The organism is Dyadobacter sp., from assembly GCF_051859145.1.
Taxonomy (GTDB): Bacteria; Bacteroidota; Bacteroidia; order Cytophagales; family Spirosomataceae; genus Dyadobacter.
The window spans coordinates 1-21,482 of the sequence record NZ_JBHYGF010000545.1 but is presented as its reverse complement, the minus strand read 5'-3'; the positions used below and the strand labels follow the sequence as shown (position 1 = coordinate 21,482).

Sequence of the window (21,482 nt, the reverse complement as noted above, 5' to 3'; positions counted from 1 at the left end):
CCCGCTCCATGGGCCAGCTCGACCGCAACATGCATGCGCGGCAGTATGAGCAGACGCGCCTGGAAAGATTGATTTTGGAGCGGGTCAATGCAAATGAAGTGAGTCAGCGCGTTGCGGTTGGTTCATTGCTGAACACTACTGCGGGATGGTTTTTCATTGCAGTAAGTTTAGGCGCTGTCAAAATAAATGAAGAGACCGTTTTGGCAGTCTCTTCATCGTCTCCGGTAGGTGCTTCTTTACTTGGAAAAGAAGCCGGGAGCAAGTTTGAATTTATGAAAAAGCAACAGGAGATAATCAGCCTGCATTAAGCCATATTGTGGTAAACGCGCTGCACATCGTCGTCGTCCTCAATCTTCTCGATCAATTTTTCAACTTCTGCAACTTCTTCCTCGCTCAACGTTTTGGTATCGCTTGGAATGCGTTCAAAATCAGCTTCGACGATCTCGTAGCCATTTTCCTCAAAATAATGTTGCAGTGCGCCGAATGCGGTAAACTCACCGTAGATGTTGATCAGCCCGCTTTCTTCGTCCAGGAAAACCTCTTCTCCGCCTAAGTCAATTAGTTCAAATTCAAGTTCTTCCAGATCTTTCCCATTGTTTTTGATCTTGAAAATGCATTTACGGTCGAAAATAAAGTCGAGCATACCCGACGTACCCAGGCTGCCACCAAGTTTATTGAAGTAGCTCCTCACATTCGCGACTGTACGCGTGGGGTTATCGGTTGTACTTTCCACCAGGATCGCAACCCCGTGTGGCCCGTAGCCTTCGTAAACCATTTCTTTGTAATCTTCCTGATCCTTCGATGTGGCCCGTTTAATTGCCCGCTCGATGGTATCTTTCGGCATGTTGGCTGCCCTGGCATTTTGTAAAAGAACGCGTAGCTTCGCATTGGTGGCGGGATCCGCAGTTCCGCTTTTCACCGCGAGGACAATCTCCTTACCAATCCTTGTAAAAGTTTTGGCCATCTTGTCCCAACGCTTAAACATTCTAGCCTTTCTATATTCAAAAGCCCTTCCCATGCTTGTTAATATTAATTGTTAAGTTTTTTATTGATGCTAAGGTGATCAATTTTGCAGCAAATTTAAAAAGACGAACACATCAGGCAAATATATATTTTATCGTGACCATTAATAATCCCATGCTACTCGACTGGCAGTTCCAAACCTTTGATACACTTACTAACGAAGCAGTTTACCAGTTGCTGCGCCTGAGAAACGAGGTTTTCATTGTTGAGCAAAAATGCTGTTTCCAGGATCTTGATAATAAAGATCAGCAATGTCACCATTTGCTGGGTTACCGTGAAGGCAAGCTCGTGGCTGTTTCCCGGATAGTTCCGGCTGGCTTATCCTATATATATCCTTCCATTGGCAGGATTGCAGTCGCGCGGGAGGCTCGGGGAATCGGGGCAGGGGTGGAGCTGCTGAATGTATCAATTGAAAAACTTGAAATGCTTTATGGAAAAAGCATGATCCGCATCGGGGCGCAGCTTTACCTCAAAAGATTTTACGAATCCTTCGGTTTCCGCCAGTCGGGCGACATATACCTCGAAGACGAAATCGAGCACATTGAGATGACACGCGCATTCGATGCTGTGTAAAACGCAGGAAAAAGGCATCTAGAAAGATGTATTGTAGAGTAATGGGGAACGAATTCCCGGATTTGCTGAATTTCGAAACACCGACCAAAAATCAATGTTATTTGCTTTTCAGAATATAAGTGCAATATTCAGCTAAAATGTAGTACTAAAACTACAATTCTTGAAAAAAAACTTTGATATAAATTGTTCCTTCTCACAATGTTTGATAATTTGGCACAGAATTTTAGTTATTAGTATTCAGTCAAGCAAATTGTTGCTGTGGGACTGACGCCCGTCAGATACCCAATAACATTTTTGACGAACACTGATAGAGGAGGGTTTACGTGGAATGGCCTACTGTAATGCGGTAGGCCATTTTTTTGTACGCACTAATAGGTTCGCATTTTCAAATCGTGTTCATTTGTAGCTTCATCAGAACACGCCACTTTCTTTCATGACCAAAGTAACCGATTTCATTCAGCAGGCAAACGGCAACACGCTGTTTTCCATCGAAATTATCCCGCCGCTGAAAGGTCAGAATATCAATGAGTTGTTGAATTCAATAGAGCCGCTAATGGAATTCAAACCTCCGTTTGTGGACGTAACATATCACCGGGAAGAACTGATCGACCGTGTCCGCACCGACGGAACAATTGAGCGGATTCCAATAAGAAAACGCCCCGGTACTGTCGGCATTTGTGCCAGGTTAATGGAGCGGTTTCATGTAGATGCAGTCCCGCACGTCATCTGCGGCGGCTTTACCAAAGATGAAACCGAAGATGTACTAATAGATCTGCATTACCTGGGTATCGACAATGTACTTGTGCTCAGGGGCGATCCAGAGAAATCAGCCGGCGTATTCCAGCCTAAAACGGGCGGACATACCTACGCCTCTGAACTGGTTGCGCAGGTGCATAATATGAATAACGGTATTCTGCTGAATGCGGAAACGGAAATGTCACCTACCAATTTTTGCATTGGCGTAGCCGGCTACCCCGAAATGCATTTTGATGCAGCCAGCATTGATGCAGATTATGAGCACCTCCGCAAGAAGGTGGAGTTGGGTGCCGATTATATCGTAACACAAATGTTTTTTGATAATGAGAAATACTTCCGCTTTGTCGAAAGATGCCGCGCGGAAGGTATTAACGTTCCCATTATCCCGGGTTTGAAACCGCTGGCTACGCGCAAGCAGCTTTCTGTACTCGCGCAAATTTTCCACCTGGAATTCCCGCAGGATCTCGTTAAAGAAGTTGAAAAATGCGCTACTGACAAGGAAGTCCGCCAGGTTGGTATCGAATGGGGAATCCAGCAATGCAAGGAATTAATGGCTTACGGCGTACCTGTTCTGCATTTTTATACAATGGGTAAGTCGGATAATGTAGCCCAGATAGCGAGAGAGGTGTTCTGAAAAGAACACCTTTATTCAAAACATACCGCAGTTCCATTGGCGCTGACCATTAACATGGAACTGCCGCTGCCAATCGTTTCCAGGTCTATATCTACGCCAATCACAGCATTCGCGCCCAGCCTTTGCGCCTGGTCCATCATTTCGCGGATCGCAATACTTTTTGCTTCCCGCAGTCCCTGCTCGTAAGAGCCGGAGCGGCCGCCTACCACATCACGTACATTTGCCAGGAAGTCTTTGAAGAAATTGGCGCCAATAATGGCTTCACCATTTACCAGGCCAATGTATTTGATGATCTTTTTACCTTCGATGTTCGGGGTAGTCGTAACAAGCATATAAGTCAGGTTTTGGTTTGGATTAATTTCGGTGATGAAATTAGGTCTTTGGGAAAGGCAGGGCGAAAAATAATTGTTTAGCGGCAAAGAAGCATGCTATGCCGGCAATTTTTAATTATAACCACCAAATTTGTGATCTAAAAACCACTATCGTTCCGGTCAGCGAGCGAGAAATGGTTAGCTTTGTTTTTAAGTTTTTCAGATTAAAAAAGTAGTTATGGAACAGTCTATTCAGACGATCAATACAATTATCAGCACCAGACGCAGCATTTTTCCACCCAGCTATATCGAGAAAGAAATTCCGGATGAGGTCATTCAAAACATCCTGGAAAATGCCAATTATGCTCCTACGCACAAGCTGACCGAACCCTGGCGTTTTGTCGTTTTCAAAGGCGCTAGTCTTAATAAACTAGCAGGTTTCTTTTCAGAAAGGTACAGAACCATCACACCGCCCGAATCTTATTCTCAGGCGCGCTACGATGCAGCCGGCGAGAAAGTCCTGAAATCGGGTTGCGTAATCGCGATCAATGTTGAACTACATCCGGAAAAGCTGCCTGAATGGGAAGAAGTTGCATCCACAGCCTGCGCAGTGCAGAACATGTGGCTCACAGCAAATGCGTACGGAATTGGTTCCTATTGGAGCAGCCCGGGCGTGTTGAAAGAACTTGCCGCGTTTATGAATCTTCCAGAAGACCAGAAATGTCTTGGTCTGTTTTTCATGGGTTACCACGACTCGCCCGAAACGCCCGCACGTCGCACTCCCATTGAAAACAAGGTTACCTGGGCAGAATAATGACAAAAGATCAAACAGTTCTCCGCGCCGATCAGGTGTCAAAGCAATTTGGCAGTCAACCTGTACTTTCTAATATTAATCTGGAACTGAGGGCAGGAGAGTTGCTGGCGATTTTGGGTGAGAGCGGTTCTGGCAAGAGCACGCTCTTACGCATTTTCGCCAGGTTTTTGGATGCTGATCAGGGAAAGATCATTTTCAATGGGGAAGAGTTGAAGTCTGTGCGTGGCGAGCTGATCCCCGGTCACGAATCTATCCGGCTGATCCACCAGGAATTTGAGCTTTTTCCGAATCAGACTGTTGAAGAGAACATTGCCTACTCACTCCGCTTTTACGATGCTGCATACCGCAAGGACAGCGTGGAAGAACTGCTCGAAGTAGCTGGCCTCGGCTATGTCAGGAATCAGAAAGCCAAGTTATTGTCAGGCGGAGAAAAGCAGCGTACCGCCATTGCAAAGGCACTCGCAGAACAGCCCGAGGTGTTGCTGCTCGATGAACCTTTTGCGCATCTTGACAACCAGAACCGCAGGGTACTTGGCCACGCAATTGAGAAAATGCGGAATGAGCAGAAAACAAGCTGCATTTTTGTTACCCATGAATCTTCCGACGCACTCGCGTGGTCTGACCGAATTGCGGTTTTGCGTAACGGAGAGATTATTCAGGTGGGTACCCCGGAAGAAGTTTACAACAAACCTGCAAACAGTTATGTGGCCGAACTTACAGGCGGTATCAACTGGCTGGGCAATGCAGAAAAGCGTTTTTTCATCAGACCCGAAAAAATCAAACCCACCAAATACGCTGAGAAAAGCAAATGGAAAGGGAAAGTCGAGGCGATCCGTTTTCATGGAAACTACTGGGAAATACGCTGCACGAACGGAGCAGAAACACTCTCATTTTACCGCAATAAAGTAAATGTGGAAGTAGGGCAGGAAGTATTCCTTACCTATGCGGCAAAAGATCTGGGGCGTATCTGAAATTTACAGACTGAACCAGAACGAGATTTTCACTGCAAAAGGCTGCACATTTGGGTTGTTGAGGTAAGTAAGTCTGTGCACAAAATCAATGCGGCCGGTTTTCAGGATATTGTCAATTCCGTAACCAAGTTCGAGGTAAGGCCGGTCTTTCAGCTTGCTGAATGTCTGGATTTCCTGCCCGGTTTCATTGGTAGTTGTGGTAAGCGACAAATTCGCGTCACTGATACTTCCGTAAAACAACTTCCCGGTCGCCAGCATTCTCCATTTCAGCTTCTTGATCGCGGGAATGCGGTTCAGTAAAAAACCTTCGAAGTTATGCTCCATCCGGAGCGCCACATACCTGTCGCTGATAAATTCAAAGTAGCGCATCATATTAAATGCATTGTCGACATAGAAAAGCGACTCATTTCCAAGTGGCGTGTACAGCAGCGGGTAGGGAAGTGTAGAGGGAATTAAACCGAAAGTAACATTATAGTAAGTGCGACCGATTACGCCGGTGCGAAAGCTTTGTTTGATATTAAACGAAAACTTATTGTAACTGAAATCCCCGCCCAGCAGGTTTTTTACCCCCAGCGTGTAGCGGAATGTAAATGCAGGCGAGTTCCCGTTTCCCATACTGATCCGCTCGTTATCGTTTTGCAGGAAAGTTTCCTTGCTGGCCAGCCGGCTCTCGAAGTTGATTTCTGTGATATCAAAAGCACTTTTAGTAGGAGAATCGATTCCAGCTTCAGGGTGGGTTTTGTATGCAAATGGGAATAGCGGATCGAAAGTACGATGGCGGATCTGCAGGCTGCTTGTCAATCCTTTTACAACCTCTCTTTTGAAATAAGCCGAAATATCCTGCTGCCAGTAAGCTCTGCGGAATGCGCCAAATCGCGAGAATGCGCCAAAAAGCGTATTGGGACCAATTGTCTCGGCAGAGATACCCAGCCTTTCCAGATCCTTGGAGTAGGAGATACCCGCCATGGTCCAGGGCTTGCGATCAATGATATAGTCCATTCCCGCGCCGTATTTGAATGCATTATCGCGCGTTCCGTAAGCGCCGTATCCGCTAAAAATCCACTTGCGGCTGAATCCCGGGTCAGTCCGGAAGCCAAGGCGGAAACGGTGGCCTTCCACTTTGTTATTGGCATATAAAAACAGATACGGACCGATGTCAATGTTCCATTTATCTATCTTTTTATAACCATTTACAAAGATGTTAAGGATCTCCGTGTAGGTTTTGACAACAGGCAAAACGCGCAGCGAATCCACCAGTTGGAAGGTAAGCTTTTCTGTCGGGCTCAATGCCTCCGGCCGGCTTTTGATCCAGAAAGTGGAATCGTGCTCCATGTAATCTTCCTTCAACTCGATAGCAGTATCATAAAACTTACTATCCCGAGGCGCATTGATCCTGAATTTGGAATTGGCGGAATAGAATTTCAGCAGCATACCCGCAGTTTGTTTCGTGGGTTCATCTACATCAATCAAAACCCTCGTTTTCAGCGGCACATACTTGTTTTCATCTTCCACCAGCTCGTAAGATTGCTGGATTTTGATCTTTTCGATAAAATTCAGGTTCGCCCGCTTACTTACGGTCACGTCCATTTGGGTCAAGGCAAATGTGCTCCCGTCGACCCAGAATGAGCCGGTAAAAGCAAGGTCCTGCTCTTGTCGCGGCTCAAATTCAATATGGTAATCGTAGCTGGCGCCGTTGTATACGCTGTCGGCGAGAAAATAATCGTAATACAGCTTCCAGTTGTCACTTACTGGCGATACAAAATCCTTTTCAAGGATATTAAGCCAGTTGTTGTAAAAATTATATTGCTGGAAAGAAGAACCGATCAGTTGGGAAGTCAGACTGCCGTCGGTAAGTCCTACGCCGGAGATTTTGGTTTTATTAATTACCTCCTTTTTCTTCTTCGGATCGCGGCGGTAAAATACATTGGAGACAGATTCGGAAATGAAAATGGGAATGATCGTCTCGCCATTTTCACCTTTCACTTCATCAAACTGATCAACAATGTGCGTCATTTTCTTCACTGGTTTCCGGTTCCGGAAACGCTCCGACAGATTATCAATGTCAATCTGGATTTTATTATAACTCTCGTACTCGTAAGCGCCAAGGTTGTCAGGGTTGTTGACGCGTTTATTGGCGACTATTTTCCTCAGCACAGCCCAGGCGGGATTCTCACCGGCAAATATCTTCACTTCCCTGAGCTGCAAAGAGCCCGGCGCAAGCTGCACATCGATTACTTGTTCAGTCAGAGAGGCATTGATCGCCTTACTTCTGTTGTCGTAACCCACATAGGTAACAGTGATTGAATCCGCCGGAGGATTGTAGTTCAGCTGGTAAAAACCGTCGAAATTCGTTGTAGTGCCGTATAAGCTGGCTTTGATGGCGATGTTGGCGAAAGGAATCGGGTCGCCTGTACTCGCGTCAGTAACCCTGCCTTTGATGACGTGGGTAGTTTGCGAAAATGCATTGAGAGAAGCAAAAACTACAATGCAAATAGAGTAAAGTATGTTGCTGAGAAAACCATTTATCCTAACCGACACGCCCGCAGTACATTTTCCCTCATTTCGGTTTCTCATTTTTCCTGATTTCATTATTGGAGGTTACATCAGCCGACGGCCGCAGGATGTGAACATCCAGTACTGCTTTGGGCCTAGCCAGGTACTCCCTGACCAACGTTCGCAAAGAGTAGCCGTCGGGAACATCCTGAGCAGCAAAGGATATTGCATCAATTCCTTCATTGTGAACAATATAAAGTGCTCTTGCATTATGGAAATTCTGAGAAATAATCGTGAAATTATCCTGGTTAAACACTTCCTTGCACCGTACTACGGAGTCGAAAGTCCTGAAACCGGCATAATCCAGCGTCATCACATTCTCGGGGATACCCAGGTTCAGGAGCGCTTTCTGCATGTCGAGCGGCTCATTGTAGTACTGGGAATCGTTATTTCCACTTAATATAATGTACTTGATTTTTCCCTCCTTAAAAAGCCTTGCCGTGGCCTCCATCCGGTACTTGAAAAAGAGATTGTCTTTTCCTTTTTCAGACTTCGAGCTCGTCCCCAGCACCAGCGCTACGTCATTGGAAGGCAGATTTTCAATGGAAAAGTAGTTGTACTGTTTGGTACAATATACTACCCATAAGTTACAAAGCAAGATGAAAACCATGCAAGCGAATAGTAAGGCTAATATGATCTTTATTGCTTTTTTCACCTCAGCTTTGTTTACTCAAAAAGACCAAGTTGCTTTTTAGGGTCGGTGCTCTTTTTACCTGCTTTCTTCACTTTCGGGCTACTTTTCTCCTCTTGCTCAGCCGGCGGCTCCTCCTGCACATTGGCAGGCTCCTCTTCCTGTACTTCCATAATTTCTTCTTCTGCTGGCGTGGTTAACTCCGCTTCACTTTCCGGTTGTGCGCTGCTTTCAGTTTCGTCGGCCGATGGTACTTGTTCATCTTCTGCGTCTGTGATTATCTCTGCTTCTTCCTGTGGCTCTGGTTCGCTCACCGGGTCAGGCAGGGGCGAAAGCCAATGAATATCTTTGAATTTATCGTTTGGCAGCTTGGTGCCCATTGCGCGCCAGCCACGCACTTCGACCATTTCTTCAATCAGAAACTCAATACTGGTTTGTTCTTTCTGGGCGGTTTTTGGGTAAACGATTTCAAGTCTCGGCCGCTTGTCGGTACTTGCGAGCAGCAGCTTGCTGTTTTTTGTATCACTGATAAAGACGAATTTCTTATCCAGTGAAGAAGTTTCAATGTTAAAACGCTTGATAAAATGCTGCTTCTGACCACCGTCAAAGTAAATGGCGGTGATAGCCAGCGACGGATCAAATTTCTTGACAAGCAGTACTTCGTTTGGAACATAATGGTTTGTCAGATCGAAATTCGTCAGCTCGTAGGATCCGTCTTTATATATCACCAGAATGCTGTCCGATGGGCCGAAGTTGCCGAGGTATTCGCCTCTTTCATCGCGGTTTAGTCGGCCGATAATCGGGTCAAACCACATATCCAGGCCGCCGAGCGTCGAGCGGCCGGCTTGCTTCATTACGATCTTCCGGACCGGATATTTGGTCAGGATATTGCCCATTGCACTCCGGTTTTTGATCAGCAGCTCGGCAAAATTGAAGTCAAACTGCTTGACCTTCGCCTTGCTCTGTGCGGTGAGACTTACTGATATAATCTCAGCCTCTCCATTGTCGTTGGCAGTGAAATAAGTGATCTTGGATTTGGGTGTACCCTGCGTGAGATCGTACTCCCGGTCGCGCGTCACGGCTGTGATCTGGCAACGTTTGATGTAAGAAACGCCCGTTTTTCCATCGAGATACACCAGGTTGTACACCTTTCTTTCATCATTTTTGAGAAAAACGGCGCAATGGATTATGTCCTTTCCGACAAAAACCTTTTCCTGTATCTTGGTAACCAGGCATTTACCGTCACTTTTGAACACAATAATGTCGTCGATATCCGAACAATCCATTACGAATTCATCTTTTTTCAACCCGTAACCGATAAAACCTTCTGCGCGGTTTACATACAGCTTCTGGTTATTGGCCGCAACCACATTGGCCGAGATCTGGTTGAATGCGCGGATCTCAGTCCTGCGGCCTCTTCCTTTTCCGTATTTTTTCAAAAGGTCACGGAAATAGTCTATTGCGAAGCGGGTGATATTGGCGAGGTTATCTTCTGTTTCTGCCAGATCTTCCTGCCATTTCCGCATCAACTCGTCGGCTTTAAAACCGTCGTACTTGGAAATCCGCTTGATCCGGATCTCGGTCAATGCGACAACATCGTCGTCGGTAATTTCGCGGTAGAATTGTGGTTTAAATGGTTCAAGACCCCTGTCAATTGTCCTGATCACATCTTCAAAAGTCTCGCATTCCTCAATATCGCGGTAAATGCGGTTTTCGATGAAGATCTTTTCCAGCGAGCCGTACAATATTTTTTCAAGAAGCGCCAGCCGCTTTATTTCCAGCTCGCGTTGAAGCAGGTGGACGGTTTGCTGGGTGTTGTATTTTAAAATTTCGGTTACACCTACGAAATGCGGCTTGTCGGCGATGATGATACATGCATTCGGAGAAATGGAAACCTCGCATTCCGTAAATGCGTACAATGCGTCCATTGTAATGTCCGGCGACACGCCCGGCGCCAGATGCACCTGGATTTCTACATCAGCGGCAGTATTATCGACTACTTTCTTGATCTTGATCTTCCCGCCGTCATTCGCTTTTACAATCGAATCGATCAGTGAAGTAGTTGTGGTACCGAAAGGAATGTCGCGGATTACAAGCATTTTCTTGTCTTCCTCTTCAATCCTGGCGCGCACGCGCACTTTCCCGCCGCGGTGCCCGTCGTTGTAATTAGAAACGTCGATCTGCCCGCCGGTCAGGAAGTCGGGGAAAATCGTTACTTCTTTTCCCTGCAAAACAGAGATGGAAGCTTCAATCAGTTCACAAAAGTTGTGAGGTAAGATTTTGGTTGAAAGTCCCACCGCGATACCCTCCACGCCCAGTGAAAGCAGCAATGGAAATTTAACAGGCAATGTAACCGGCTCTCTTTTCCGGCCGTCGTAGGAAAGCTGCCACTCGGTCGTTTCGTCATTAAAAACGATTTCTTTGGCAAATCTGGAAAGCCTTACTTCAATGTAACGGGCTGCTGCGGCACTGTCGCCAGTACGTATATCTCCCCAGTTTCCCTGGGTATCAAAAAGCAATTCTTTCTGGCCGATGTTTACAATCGCATCGTAGATCGACGCGTCGCCGTGGGGGTGATACTGCATCGAGGAACCCACCACATTCGCCACTTTATTAAAGCGCCCGTCATCCATTTCATTGAGCGCATGCATAATGCGTCGCTGAACGGGTTTCAGACCGTCTTCGACCGCAGGTACGGCACGTTCAAGAATTACATAAGAGGCATAATCCAGAAACCAGTTTTCATACAAACCCGAGATGGGCAATTTATCATGCAATCCGCTATCTTCTACGTCAGGCGTAGCTCCGTTTTCGTCCATAAATGAAGGAGGAACCAGGTTTTAACTATCAGTAATGTAAGGTTTAAATCAAGCTACTTCGTTGAAGGATCGCGCCGCCGGCAATGGACGGAACAAGACGAAGATTCCCGTAAATCTGGCTTGAATTAACTGCTAATATAGCAAATAAAGCGGAAACTATGAGTGCCCGGCACCGGGTTCCTGCGCATTCAGCACGGTCAGCAGCTCGCTGATCATCATTGCGGTAGCGCCCCAGATTTTGTACCCCTGTACCATATAGTGAGGGGCATGTACCTGTTCACCACGTACTTGAATATCGCTCGATCCGATGATATTAACATCGGAGATTTCTTCTAGTTTGATCTCGAAAATATCTTCTACTTCTCGTGGGTCGGGGTAGAAGTCGGGGCGGTAGGGCATGGCTGCGATCACCGGCAAAACGTAGAAGTTACTGGCCGGGATAAATAGCTCGGTCAAAATGCCGAGAATCCGCACATCATTGAGGCGCAAGCCGATTTCTTCCTGAGCTTCGCGCAATGCAGTACGCACGAGGTCTTTGTCGGCCAACTCATATCGGCCACCGGGGAAAGCGACCTGTCCGGAATGTACGCCGTCGTAAGCGGGCCTTAAAATCAGCGGGAAGTATATTTCGTTTTTATGCGGATAAAAGAGAATGAGGACTGCGCTTTTGCGGGTACGCGCATTGGGTTTGAAAGTAAGGCGCAACCTGGAAGACGCCTGCATCACCTGGTGCGCCGTTTCACCTGGAAGCGGGTATTTGAGTTTCTGTGTTAATTGTTCGGTAAATAACGAAAACGATTCCAGTGTGGCCATCGGGCGCAATTTGGTGTCAAAGTAAAATAGGATCTCTTAACTAGATCTTGGCATAGTGTTATGTGAGGGTATTTCACAAATATAGCAATTATCAATCTCGGACATTTTTATCGTAATCGCAACTTTGCGAGCTGCTCGGCGCATCTTTCGCCATCCATTGCAGCTGACATAATGCCGCCAGCGTAACCCGCTCCTTCTCCGCAGGGAAATAGTCCCTTTACTTCGGGATGCTCGCAACTTTCCCGCTCTCTGGGAATGCGTACCGGGGAAGAAGTCCGGCTTTCAACACCGATCAGCTGTGCATTCGGAGACAAGTACCCGCGCATTTTCTGACCAAAATCGTTCAGTGCTTCTTTCAGCGGGAATGCGATGTTTTCCGGCAAAATATCATATAAATCAACGGATTGCAAACCAGGCTGATAGGAAGTATCCCGCAGTTGGGAAGAGATTTTTTGCTTTACAAAATCTGTCGCCAGCTGTGCCGGGGCAGTTTGTGTTGCTCCTGCCAGCGCACAGGCCCGCTGCTCCATTTCGATCTGGTACTGCAAGCCAGCAAGCGGTCCGTAAGCTTTAAAAGGAGCCAGATCCGGCTCTTCCACGGAGACTACCATTCCCGAATTCGCAAATGGAGAATCGCGCTTTGAAGGTGACATCCCATTCACAACCACTTCACCTGTTGCCGTAGCCGCAGGAACAATAAACCCACCCGGGCACATGCAAAAAGAGAATGCGCCGCGCTGCACACCTTTATAATGCGTTTGCGTAACAAGACTGTAAGAAGCCGCGGGCAGATATGGTCCACGATCCGTGGCGCAATGGTACTGGATCTTGTCGATCGTATTCTGCGGATGTTCAATGCGCACGCCCATTGCGAAAGATTTACTTCCGATCAGGATGTTTTTGGCGTGGAGCAGATTGTAGATGTCTCTCGCAGAGTGACCAGTTGCCAGGATCACGCCGATTCCGGTGTGCTCGGTTTTTTCGTCTGTGATAACCCCCTTTAATTCTCCCTCAGACACAATGAAATCCGTTACTTTGGTATTGAAATGTATTTCTCCACCGGCTTTTAAAATGCTTTCGCGCATTTCGGAAACTACAATGGGCAGCTTATTGGTACCAATGTGCGGGTGGGTGTCAACGAGAATTTGCTCATTTGCGCCGTGCTGGACGAATATTTCAAGAATGCGCCGGATATCGCCGCGTTTGTTGGAGCGGGTGTACAGTTTTCCGTCGGAGTAAGTCCCCGCGCCGCCTTCACCAAAACAGTAGTTGGACTCGGGATTAACAACATGTTCTTTATTGATAGCTGCCAGGTCGCGCCGGCGCGCACGCACATCTTTTCCCCGCTCAAAAATAATCGGTTTAATCCCCAGCTCGATTAGCCGCAATGCAGCGAACATACCTGCCGGGCCGCAACCCACGATCAATGCCTGCGGTCGGTTACTTACATTTTTATACTCAAAAACAGAAGTAATGAGTGCAGGCGGGAGCTCATTGACGTACACTTCGGCTTGTATATTCACTTTCACCTGCCGGCCGCGGGCATCAATGGACTGGCGTGTTTTGCGGATAACAGGTTGGTCAGAATCGCGCAGCCGGAGTTTTTTGAATATATGGAGACGAAGCTGTTCTTCATCCAGCGCCACCTCGGGCGCGAGCGTTAATTGAAGCGTATGATGCATAAGAAAGGGATTTATCCTTTAAGACTGCAAAGTTAAAGATTTCTTCGGCCGATCCATTTGAAAACCGCATTGGGAATGCCGGGTAGCATTAAGATCAACGGTACTTTGATAGCTAAAACTGATTTTAGCAAATAAGAAAAATGGCAACGAACCGACGTCAGTTCATTGAATCATTAACCGCAGTTTCCGCGGCCCTTGCTTCTATTCCTGCATTTGGTGAAAAACAGGATCGCGGGCAGTATCCATTGTCGTGCAACCAGTATGCCTGGGTCACCTTTTACGCAAGAGACGGAAAGGACTGGTCTGCCAACCTCGACACTTCCCTCGCCGATTTTGCATCGACCGGCTTAAAGGCGTATGAACCCTCCCTTAACAATGCGGATGAAGTAGCCAGGCTGCTTCCGCTTTTGGCAAAATATCAGTTGCAAATGCCCTCCGTTTACGTAAATACCTCTTTGCACGAAGCAAAAGAAGCCGCGGGCTCGATCGACTCTGTTTTGAAAATTGCAAATGCATTGCAGCCAGCCGGGACTAAAATCGTGGTAACGAATCCAAACCCGATCAAATGGGGGAGTGCCGAGAACAAATCAGACGAACAACTGGCGGAACAAGCCAGAAACCTGGACAGCCTCGGCGCAGAACTCCGGAAAAAAGGAATGACACTCGCTTACCACACCCACGACGTTGAACTCCGCGCAGCTGCCCGCGAATTGCACCACATGCTGCTGGCCACGAAACCCGAAAACGTGTCGCTTTGCCTGGACGTACACTGGGTGTACCGCGGCTCCGGCAACTCGCAGATTGCCCTGTTCGACATAGTTAAGCTATACGGAAAACGCATTGCCGAGCTGCATATCCGGCAATCAAAAGGCGGCATCTGGCAGGAAACTTTCGGCGAAGGCGACATTGATTACGCCCGGCTAGTAAAAGAGCTGAATGCACAAGGTATCAAGCCGCATCTGGTACTGGAACAATGTCTTGAAAAGACCTCACCTAAGACCATGAATGCAGCAGAAGCGCATAAAGTGGATGTGGTTGAGGTAAAGAAGGTATTTGGTAAATAGGGATGCCATTTACTGACTGGGTTTATTCTACCAATGACGGTGCCATTGACTTCTTTTTATCAACTATCTTATCGACCACACTCCGTCCCAGCTTAATAAAAGGTTTTTCAATGAGCAGGTAAATAAAGTAACAAATTGTGAAGCAGATGATAAGAGTTAATGCCAGGGCGACGAGTGCAATCGTAAGCTTGGATACAGATTGATCACTAAAAAGGGTTATAGTGAATTGTAAAATATATCCGATGAGCAAGGTGTGAATAAGGTAAAGCGAATAGGAGATGTCTGCTCCATATCCTGCCAGTTTTCCGGACATAATAGATCTGGTAGAAGAGAAGATCCTAACCATAAATGCAGGAATAAATGGTTCTAGTTTGTCTAAGAACAGGAATAGCAGGAATATGCTAAGAACAAGATTGGTAAGAAATGCCTGAAATGAAAACAGTAGAATGATTGCAATAATTAAATAGACGGGACTGATCTTCTTTAATCTTACCCCGGCTGACAACATTCCAAACAAGAATAAGGGCATGGTGTAAGTGAGTATAGAGGGTAGCTTGAACTTAGGAAGAGAAAAATATGTGGTGAGAAAATCGAAGACTTTTGGAGAAAGAACCGCCAGGAATGTACAAACCAGTAAGAAGAGAACTAGTTTTTTCTGATGCGAAGATTTGTAAGCAAAAGTAAAAAGGAATATAAAAGGAAATAGAAAATAGAACTGCATTTCCAGCGAAAGGCTCCAAGTTACACCAAGGATACTGTCATGGAATTCAGGGAAAAGACCGTGGACAAGTAAGATGTGTGAAATGAAATCTGGTATACTCGGTTGAGTCACCGATCTGACAAATCCCCACTGAGATACATTACTCCCTGTGAAAAATATTAAATTCTCTTCATTCACCTTTGCGTTTTTAGTAAAACTGATAAAAGCTATTGTGATCAATAAAATATAAACCGGGTAAAGTCTGAAAAGCCTTCTTAGCCAGAACTTTATAAAAGTGTATTTATGATTAACTGGTTCTTTGTGTTCGCGACTTATATAATTATAAGTCATCAAAAAACCTGTAATTGCCATAAATCCATAAACAGCTATTATAGGATGATTGAAGCCTTCAAGTAATCGGGGAAGCGGAATGAACATGACACCACCAACGAGTGTGTAGAAATGGGCGAGTACTACCCACAGTGCTAGGAAAAACCTGAAACCGTCAAGGAATTTAGTAGAACTTACTTGCATGAATCGCATTTAGTAGAGAGGAATTTATATTACGCCTAAGCTTGCAATATGCAAATACTTAGTCTGCGGCTGAATATAATTTCTACGCGCAAATAAGTCACCGTTTATAGTGTAAACGTCAGCAGGAATTTATTTAAAGGTGAAACTAGACGCGGGGCATTATTCCGATCGGTATGATGAATTTTGATAAGTCACTCCACCAGCTTCCTCTGCAACTCCTTACTCGTCGCTCGTGAGCCGTCGTGCGACCAGCCGGGTGCTTTGAGCAGGTAGCGCAATTTTATAGGCAGGCCCACTGGCTGCATCAGATCTTTTCCAATTTCTTTCCATTCGTGGAACAGGGTTTCGCCTATATGTTCCTTTGTCGCAGGCTTGGTGAGACCGTATTTTGGGGGTATTTCGGGGATTTCTTCCTGGAAAGTACCGAAGATGCGGTCCCAGATGATCAGGCACATACCCATATTTTTATCCAGATACTGGATGTTGCTGGCGTGGTGCACGCGGTGGTGGGAGGGGGTTACCAGGATGTATTCAAGCCAGCCCAACTTTTTGACGTATTCTGTATGTACAATAATCCCGTAGATCTGCGTAAGTGAATACATCACAATAATATCCGCAGGATCGAAGCCGAAAACAGCGAGCGGGACGAAATAGATAAAACGATAAAGCGGCTGGAAAACAGAAGACCTGAAACCGGTTGTCAGGTTGAAATGCTCCGACGAATGGTGCGTTACGTGCACCGCCCAAAAAAGCCTAGAATGGTGATCTACGTAGTGTAACGTGTAAAATGCGAGGTCTTCAAGAAGAAATAGCGAGATCCAGTATAGATAAGGATTTTCAATGCCTGGAAACAATGCCCGGTTAAAAAACCACATAAGTATGCCCACGTAAACCGCCCTGAAAAGCAGGTCAATGCCACCGTTGAGGAGCATCAGAATTGCATTTGTAAAGCTGTCTTTGAAAGTGTAAGCCGGCCGGGAAGGTTGTTCGTGGTGCGAATGCCGGTATGTAAGAAAAATCTCTAAGCCAATTAAAAGCAGATAGAACGGAGTGGAAACCTTTAACAGAAAATCCTCAAAGTCATAAGTGCCCGGCATAGCATTGTGTCGAAATAATTACAAATATAGTTGACCGGTGACTTGGAAAATTTGCTTTGTTGATTTTTAAGAAATTTTTAATGGATCTCACAGTCTTTTTTACATACAGCCCCAGTGGGGCTGTATGTTTATAGCAAATAGATATTGAACAGCGTCGCGGGCTCCTGCGGAGCCTCCTGGCAATCGGAAGCGTGAAAAAACAGGAGGCTCCGCAGGAGCCTGCATGCAACTTGGTTATAGGCGGCTTCTATAAACAGGTGGCTCCCCAGGGAGCCCGGTTTGCCTTGGATACCACTAATCAAAATGGTACCTCGGTGTCTCGTCCTAGAAAAAAAATTTATAGTTATTGCATTGCAGCCCCAGCGGGGCTTCCTGTTTATAGAAGATAGATACCGGAGTAATATCGTGGGCTCCTGCGGAGCCTCCTGACAATAGGAAGCGTGAAAAAACCGGAGGCTCCGCAGGAGCCTGCATGCAACTTGGTTATAGGCGGCTTCTATAAACAGGTGGCTCCCCAGGAGCCTGCATTCAACCTGGTTATATGCGGCTTCTATAAACAGTATGCTCGTCAGGGAGCCCGGTTCGCCTTGAATACCACTGTAATCAAAATGGTACCTAGGTGTCTCGTCCTAGAAAAATTTATAGTTAGTGCATTGCAGCCCCAGCGGGGCTTCCTGTTTGTAGCAAATAGATATTGAACAGCGTCGCGGGCTCCTGCGGAGCCTCCTGACAATTGAAAGCGTGAAAAACAGGAGGCTCCGCAGGAGCCTGTGTTCCACTTGGTTGTGGGCGGCTTCTATAAACAGGTGGCTCCCCGGGGAGCCCGGTTCGCCATGAGATGTGGCTATTACCAGGATACTCCTTAGTAGCCTCGCATCCATACATAGCGGCTGGTTACAGGACAAACCCAATTCCTGCATCAAGGAATTATCTTTTTCAAAGCCTTCCGCAATGCTTCATTTTTATATTTCTTCTGAAGAATAATGGGGGCAGCAACCCGCTCGCGGCAATCGAAGAGCGAGCATCTTTCGCATGTTTGGTTTACTTCCCGTGAGGGGAGGTTCGGGTCGTCGAGGAAGGCCAGCTTTTCGCGCGTTTGCGCGTCGAGGTAAATGCCCATGGAAACACTTACATTCAGATTTGGGGTGGGCGACATCGGCTGCGCGAAGCTGATCACCAGGTACTCGTCCTGCGTGTCAACGTAAGTGGATTTTTGTGCTTTGCAGAGTACGCGGGGCGGTTCCTTGCTGCTGATATTCTCAGCCAGATCATTCAGGATCGTGAGTGCAACCCAGCGCCGGCAGTAGTGTTCGTCGCGCACCGTATGCGGATAATGTTTTCGGGAAATATGCATTTCCTTGGTCATATCGAACACATTCTGGCCAACGAAATTATTGAAACGCGAAAAGAAGATCTGATTAATACCGAAGTTCCGCGGCAGCACATTGCTCAGCCGGTAGCAAAACGATTCGGGAGTTGTATTAAAGTCCTGGATCAATTGGATCAGCTGGTTAGGCTGCCACGTTTTTTGCTCAAAAAACCGGGTTATTGCAGGTACCAGCAAGCTCCGCTTGATGATGATCGCACTCGCAAAATAGGAAGCTTTGAAATTATTAAGCAGCTGTTCAAATGATTCGGCTTCGACCAATGCAGTCGTGTGCAGGCGGTTTTTCAGTCCGAGTGTGAGGTACCCGATTTCACGACCGTAAATAAATGCGCGCTGGACGGAGGACAAATGGACATTCATCAGCAAACGGTTTCCGAGCGGGTTTGTGATCGTCAGCGACCTGACAGTGGAAAATTCGGGATTAATGCGTTCGTTGATCGTTTCAATGGTGTAATTGAAGCGGGTAACCAGTATTTCGGCGAGATCTTGTTCACCAAGCAACTTCTCTGGCGCTACATTGTAAGTTTCCAGAAACCGCTCAGCTTCAATCTCAATATCCTCGAAATAATTATCGTGCATTTCCTGATAGGTCCGCAATGCAGAGAAATAGAATTTCTCGATCGACATATTATAATTCCGCGCAATCTCGATCAGCGTACCTACGAATGCACTAATCTTCATCGGTGCGTCCGAGAGGATTTCCAGTAAATTGGCGGGGTCTATTCCAAAAAGTTCAAGCGGGAGTTCGGTGAGGATATTGGAGCTGAGGAGGTCGGAAATCGGTTCGAGCCTCTTGCTTAGTTTGAGCGATACCAGCGTATCATAATCCACATCAATCGCGCGGGCAAGTGCCAGAATCTTATCCGATTTCGGATACTTTTTTCCTTTCTCAATCTCATTAATGTAAGAGATCGAAAGTCCTGATTTTGATGATAGCTCACTGAGCGACATGCCTTTGTCGAGCCGCAACTGTTTCAGCTTCAATCCAAAAACCAACCTGACATTATCTGTGTTTATCGCCACTATTTTGGATAGAAAAGGCCCGAGTCAAAAAGGGTTTCGCTTTCAGGCAAATTAATTAAAGAAATACAAAAGTAGAAATCCCGGACTTTGCATTGCATTCACATTGCATTTTGTATAAATAAAAACGGGATCCATCGTTGACAGATCCCGTTTAGGAGCATTGAATTTTGCGTTTCGCTTACAAAATTGAGAAGCCGAGTGTTGCCTGGAACAAATTCGCTTTCTTACCAAACTGCGACGCGGTAGTGCTGTTGTTGAAATTAACATTCACGATTTCCGTGAAATTTCCTTCGTAACGAACATCAAGGCTCAGGCGACCGAAGTCAAAGCCCACACCAGCCTGGTAACCGTAGGCAAGACGGTTTTTGAATTCCGCATCTGAGTTGCTACCGGTAATATCGTCGAAAGAGTCACCGATTTTTCCATTGCTGTTCAGTCTTAATGAAGCCATAGGTCCAACATTGATCCTGAAAAAGCGGGCAATTCGCACACCGAACAAAACGGGCACATCCAGGTTGGAGAAACGTACATCAACTTTTCCATCAGAATTCTGAACACCGTCTTCGTACACATTGAATCTTCCTCCTTTTTGAGACAAAAGGAATTCCGGTTGGATATATACATTTTTACCAAACCGGAAAAATACACCACCTACAAAGCCGAGAGAGCGGTTGTCGTTATCTTTAAAGTTAAATGCATTTCCACCTGAATTCAGGGACAAATCATTGCTTCCATTGATATTCGACAGATTGGCTCCTGCCTTAATCCCGAACCGGAAAGCCGGGTCGTATTGAGCGGATGCGGAATAGCTTATGCAGAGTGCACACAGCACAATAAACATGTTTTTCATTGTATTTGTAGTTTTGGTTTTTAATGATGAACACTGTTTTTCTGTAAAAACCTGTGCCGGGTTTTCAGGCATCAATGTTCTCTACTATTGGGCAGCAGATTCCCCAGACGCAAGCTGAGCGGCTCTTTTAGCAGGCTAATGCAGGATTTAGCAAACTGAATACAAGCAAAAAGCGTATTTTTGCGGTTTAATCAGAAATCAGTCACCTTCCTTTAAGGAAAACATTCCCTGCGGTTATTGTATCGAAGCGCCGGAATGCATTTAAATCATTATTATGAGTGAATATAGCCATAGGGAAATAGAACAAAAGTGGCAGCAATACTGGCAGGCCAATGAGACTTACAAGGTTTCCAATGAATCGGAGCAGCCCAAGTTTTACGTGCTCGATATGTTCCCGTATCCGTCGGGCGCAGGCTTGCACGTGGGGCACCCGCTGGGGTACATTGCTTCCGACATTTACGCACGCTACAAGCGGCTGAAAGGGTTTAACGTACTGCATCCGATGGGATTTGACAGCTTCGGCTTGCCCGCGGAACAATATGCGATCCAAACCGGGCAGCATCCCGCCATAACTACCGAACAAAACATTGCCCGCTACATTGAGCAGCTGAAAAACCTGGGTCTGAGCTACGATTGGAGCCGCGAAGTGCGTACTTCTGATCCGGGCTATTATAAATGGACACAATGGATTTTTGGCGAGCTTTTCAACAGCTGGTACAACAACGATACCGACCGCGCTGAGTCGATCGGAACACTAACTGAGAAATTCAGCCAGTCCGGAAACAGCAGCGTTAATGCGCCTCACGATGAAGATACCCCGACATTTACCGCGGCAGAATGGAACGCGTGGTCGGAAGAAGAGCAATATAAAATGACATTGAAATACAGATTGACCTACGTGGCCGATGCAACAGTTAACTGGTGTGCGGGACTGGGTTCTGTATTGTCGAATGATGAAGTAAAAGACGGTGTTTCTGAAAGAGGCGGGTTTCCGGTAGTCCAGAAATCAATGCGCCAATGGATGATGCGCATCACCGCCTACTCCCAGCGCCTGATCGATGGTTTGGATACCGTAGAATGGACAGATTCATTGAAAGAACAACAACGCAATTGGATTGGAAGGTCAGTGGGCGCGTTGGTCAAGTTTGAATTATTAGGCAAGGGGAGGATGGAGGAAGGGGAGGATGGAGGAGGGGCAAATCCTTCCTCCCCTTCGTCCCTTTCCTCCCCTTCCTCCTTCATCGAAG

General features: G+C 46.5%; 18 protein-coding genes. 7 read left to right on the top strand and 11 right to left on the bottom strand.

All coding sequences use genetic code 11. The features are described 5' to 3' along the window. A partial coding sequence (locus ACTIE6_RS23720; protein ID WP_439558988.1) for a transcription elongation factor occupies positions 1 to 308 on the top strand: 308 nt, incomplete at its 5' end. On the opposite strand, the gene ACTIE6_RS23715 is transcribed toward ACTIE6_RS23720, so the two are convergent. Continuing rightward, on the bottom strand, positions 305 to 1,018 hold the full coding sequence (locus ACTIE6_RS23715; protein ID WP_439558987.1) for a YebC/PmpR family DNA-binding transcriptional regulator: 714 nt from the start codon (positions 1,016 to 1,018) through the stop codon (positions 305 to 307). The two genes, ACTIE6_RS23720 and ACTIE6_RS23715, sit on opposite strands and share 4 nt — an antisense overlap. 101 nt (positions 1,019 to 1,119) lie before the next feature. On the opposite strand from ACTIE6_RS23715, the gene ACTIE6_RS23710 reads away from it, so the two are divergent. After that, positions 1,120 to 1,596, top strand: a complete 477-nt coding sequence (locus tag ACTIE6_RS23710) for a GNAT family N-acetyltransferase (protein WP_439558986.1) — start codon at positions 1,120 to 1,122, stop codon at positions 1,594 to 1,596. 433 nt (positions 1,597 to 2,029) lie between these two features. Further along, positions 2,030 to 2,986 carry a methylenetetrahydrofolate reductase [NAD(P)H] gene (gene metF / locus ACTIE6_RS23705; protein WP_439558985.1) on the top strand — a complete coding sequence of 319 codons (957 nt, stop codon included), beginning with the start codon at positions 2,030 to 2,032 and terminating at the stop codon, positions 2,984 to 2,986. An 11-nt stretch (positions 2,987 to 2,997) separates the two neighbouring features. On the opposite strand, the gene ACTIE6_RS23700 is transcribed toward metF, so the two are convergent. After that, positions 2,998 to 3,318 (bottom strand): heavy metal-binding domain-containing protein, encoded by a 321-nt coding sequence (locus ACTIE6_RS23700; RefSeq protein WP_056286506.1) that lies wholly within the window; start codon positions 3,316 to 3,318, stop codon positions 2,998 to 3,000. A gap of 217 nt (positions 3,319 to 3,535) precedes the next feature. Between ACTIE6_RS23700 and ACTIE6_RS23695 the strand changes: the two genes are divergently transcribed. Together ACTIE6_RS23695 and ACTIE6_RS23690 are read left to right on the top strand one after the other, a co-directional pair. Then, positions 3,536 to 4,111, top strand: coding sequence for a nitroreductase family protein (locus ACTIE6_RS23695; protein WP_439558984.1), 576 nt, complete (start codon positions 3,536 to 3,538; stop codon positions 4,109 to 4,111). After that, on the top strand, positions 4,111 to 5,082 hold the full coding sequence (locus ACTIE6_RS23690; RefSeq protein ID WP_439558983.1) for an ABC transporter ATP-binding protein: 972 nt from the start codon (positions 4,111 to 4,113) through the stop codon (positions 5,080 to 5,082). The genes ACTIE6_RS23695 and ACTIE6_RS23690 overlap by 1 nt, the downstream gene beginning before the upstream one ends. A 3-nt stretch (positions 5,083 to 5,085) precedes the next feature. Here the strand turns inward: ACTIE6_RS23690 and ACTIE6_RS23685 are convergent, their stop codons facing one another. The 5 genes from ACTIE6_RS23685 to ACTIE6_RS23665 all read right to left on the bottom strand — a co-directional run bounded on the left by ACTIE6_RS23685 (position 5,086) and on the right by ACTIE6_RS23665 (position 13,580). Then, a complete protein-coding gene (locus ACTIE6_RS23685; RefSeq protein ID WP_439558982.1) occupies positions 5,086 to 7,656 on the bottom strand; it encodes a DUF5686 family protein in 2,571 nt (856 codons plus the stop codon). Further along, on the bottom strand, positions 7,640 to 8,245 hold the full coding sequence (locus tag ACTIE6_RS23680) for a SanA/YdcF family protein (protein WP_439558981.1): 606 nt from the start codon (positions 8,243 to 8,245) through the stop codon (positions 7,640 to 7,642). The genes ACTIE6_RS23685 and ACTIE6_RS23680 overlap by 17 nt, the downstream gene beginning before the upstream one ends. 56 nt (positions 8,246 to 8,301) lie before the next feature. Continuing rightward, positions 8,302 to 11,085 (bottom strand): DNA gyrase/topoisomerase IV subunit A, encoded by a 2,784-nt coding sequence (locus ACTIE6_RS23675; RefSeq protein ID WP_439558980.1) that lies wholly within the window; start codon positions 11,083 to 11,085, stop codon positions 8,302 to 8,304. A gap of 156 nt (positions 11,086 to 11,241) precedes the next feature. Next, positions 11,242 to 11,898, bottom strand: coding sequence for an NUDIX hydrolase (locus ACTIE6_RS23670; RefSeq protein WP_439558979.1), 657 nt, complete (start codon positions 11,896 to 11,898; stop codon positions 11,242 to 11,244). Between the two features lie 107 nt (positions 11,899 to 12,005). After that, complete coding sequence (locus ACTIE6_RS23665) at positions 12,006 to 13,580, bottom strand: NAD(P)/FAD-dependent oxidoreductase (RefSeq protein ID WP_439558978.1); 1,575 nt, start codon at positions 13,578 to 13,580, stop codon at positions 12,006 to 12,008. Positions 13,581 to 13,720: 140 nt separating this feature from the next. On the opposite strand from ACTIE6_RS23665, the gene ACTIE6_RS23660 reads away from it, so the two are divergent. Beyond that, positions 13,721 to 14,644 carry a sugar phosphate isomerase/epimerase family protein gene (locus ACTIE6_RS23660; RefSeq protein ID WP_439558977.1) on the top strand — a complete coding sequence of 308 codons (924 nt, stop codon included), beginning with the start codon at positions 13,721 to 13,723 and terminating at the stop codon, positions 14,642 to 14,644. 22 nt (positions 14,645 to 14,666) lie between these two features. Here ACTIE6_RS23660 and ACTIE6_RS23655 read toward each other — a convergent pair whose 3' ends face one another. The 4 genes from ACTIE6_RS23655 to ACTIE6_RS23640 all read right to left on the bottom strand — a co-directional run bounded on the left by ACTIE6_RS23655 (position 14,667) and on the right by ACTIE6_RS23640 (position 20,235). Next, a complete protein-coding gene (locus ACTIE6_RS23655) occupies positions 14,667 to 15,878 on the bottom strand; it encodes an acyltransferase family protein (protein WP_439558976.1) in 1,212 nt (403 codons plus the stop codon). Positions 15,879 to 16,069: 191 nt separating this feature from the next. Next, positions 16,070 to 16,975 carry a sterol desaturase family protein gene (locus ACTIE6_RS23650; RefSeq protein ID WP_439558975.1) on the bottom strand — a complete coding sequence of 302 codons (906 nt, stop codon included), beginning with the start codon at positions 16,973 to 16,975 and terminating at the stop codon, positions 16,070 to 16,072. 919 nt (positions 16,976 to 17,894) lie between these two features. Further along, complete coding sequence (locus ACTIE6_RS23645; protein WP_439558974.1) at positions 17,895 to 19,385, bottom strand: helix-turn-helix domain-containing protein; 1,491 nt, start codon at positions 19,383 to 19,385, stop codon at positions 17,895 to 17,897. A gap of 178 nt (positions 19,386 to 19,563) precedes the next feature. Continuing rightward, positions 19,564 to 20,235 carry a porin family protein gene (locus ACTIE6_RS23640; protein WP_439558973.1) on the bottom strand — a complete coding sequence of 224 codons (672 nt, stop codon included), beginning with the start codon at positions 20,233 to 20,235 and terminating at the stop codon, positions 19,564 to 19,566. A gap of 274 nt (positions 20,236 to 20,509) precedes the next feature. Here ACTIE6_RS23640 and ACTIE6_RS23635 point away from each other — a divergent pair. After that, positions 20,510 to 21,482 (top strand): class I tRNA ligase family protein (locus ACTIE6_RS23635; protein WP_439558972.1); only part of this gene is annotated, 973 nt, incomplete at its 3' end.

Excerpts from the sequence above, each read along its gene's own strand:
- ACTIE6_RS23715 (WP_439558987.1), bottom strand. The coding sequence starts at position 1,018 with ATGGGAAGGGCTTTTGAATATAGAAAGGCTAGAATGTTTAAGCGTTGG.
- metF (WP_439558985.1), top strand. The coding sequence starts at position 2,030 with ATGACCAAAGTAACCGATTTCATTCAGCAGGCAAACGGCAACACGCTG.
- ACTIE6_RS23700 (WP_056286506.1), bottom strand. The coding sequence starts at position 3,318 with ATGCTTGTTACGACTACCCCGAACATCGAAGGTAAAAAGATCATCAAA.
- ACTIE6_RS23695 (WP_439558984.1), top strand. The coding sequence starts at position 3,536 with ATGGAACAGTCTATTCAGACGATCAATACAATTATCAGCACCAGACGC.
- ACTIE6_RS23690 (WP_439558983.1), top strand. The coding sequence starts at position 4,111 with ATGACAAAAGATCAAACAGTTCTCCGCGCCGATCAGGTGTCAAAGCAA.
- ACTIE6_RS23685 (WP_439558982.1), bottom strand. The coding sequence starts at position 7,656 with ATGAGAAACCGAAATGAGGGAAAATGTACTGCGGGCGTGTCGGTTAGG.
- ACTIE6_RS23680 (WP_439558981.1), bottom strand. The coding sequence starts at position 8,245 with ATGGTTTTCATCTTGCTTTGTAACTTATGGGTAGTATATTGTACCAAA.
- ACTIE6_RS23675 (WP_439558980.1), bottom strand. The coding sequence starts at position 11,085 with ATGGACGAAAACGGAGCTACGCCTGACGTAGAAGATAGCGGATTGCAT.
- ACTIE6_RS23670 (WP_439558979.1), bottom strand. The coding sequence starts at position 11,898 with ATGGCCACACTGGAATCGTTTTCGTTATTTACCGAACAATTAACACAG.
- ACTIE6_RS23665 (WP_439558978.1), bottom strand. The coding sequence starts at position 13,580 with ATGCATCATACGCTTCAATTAACGCTCGCGCCCGAGGTGGCGCTGGAT.
- ACTIE6_RS23660 (WP_439558977.1), top strand. The coding sequence starts at position 13,721 with ATGGCAACGAACCGACGTCAGTTCATTGAATCATTAACCGCAGTTTCC.
- ACTIE6_RS23655 (WP_439558976.1), bottom strand. The coding sequence starts at position 15,878 with ATGCAAGTAAGTTCTACTAAATTCCTTGACGGTTTCAGGTTTTTCCTA.
- ACTIE6_RS23650 (WP_439558975.1), bottom strand. The coding sequence starts at position 16,975 with ATGCCGGGCACTTATGACTTTGAGGATTTTCTGTTAAAGGTTTCCACT.
- ACTIE6_RS23640 (WP_439558973.1), bottom strand. The coding sequence starts at position 20,235 with ATGAAAAACATGTTTATTGTGCTGTGTGCACTCTGCATAAGCTATTCC.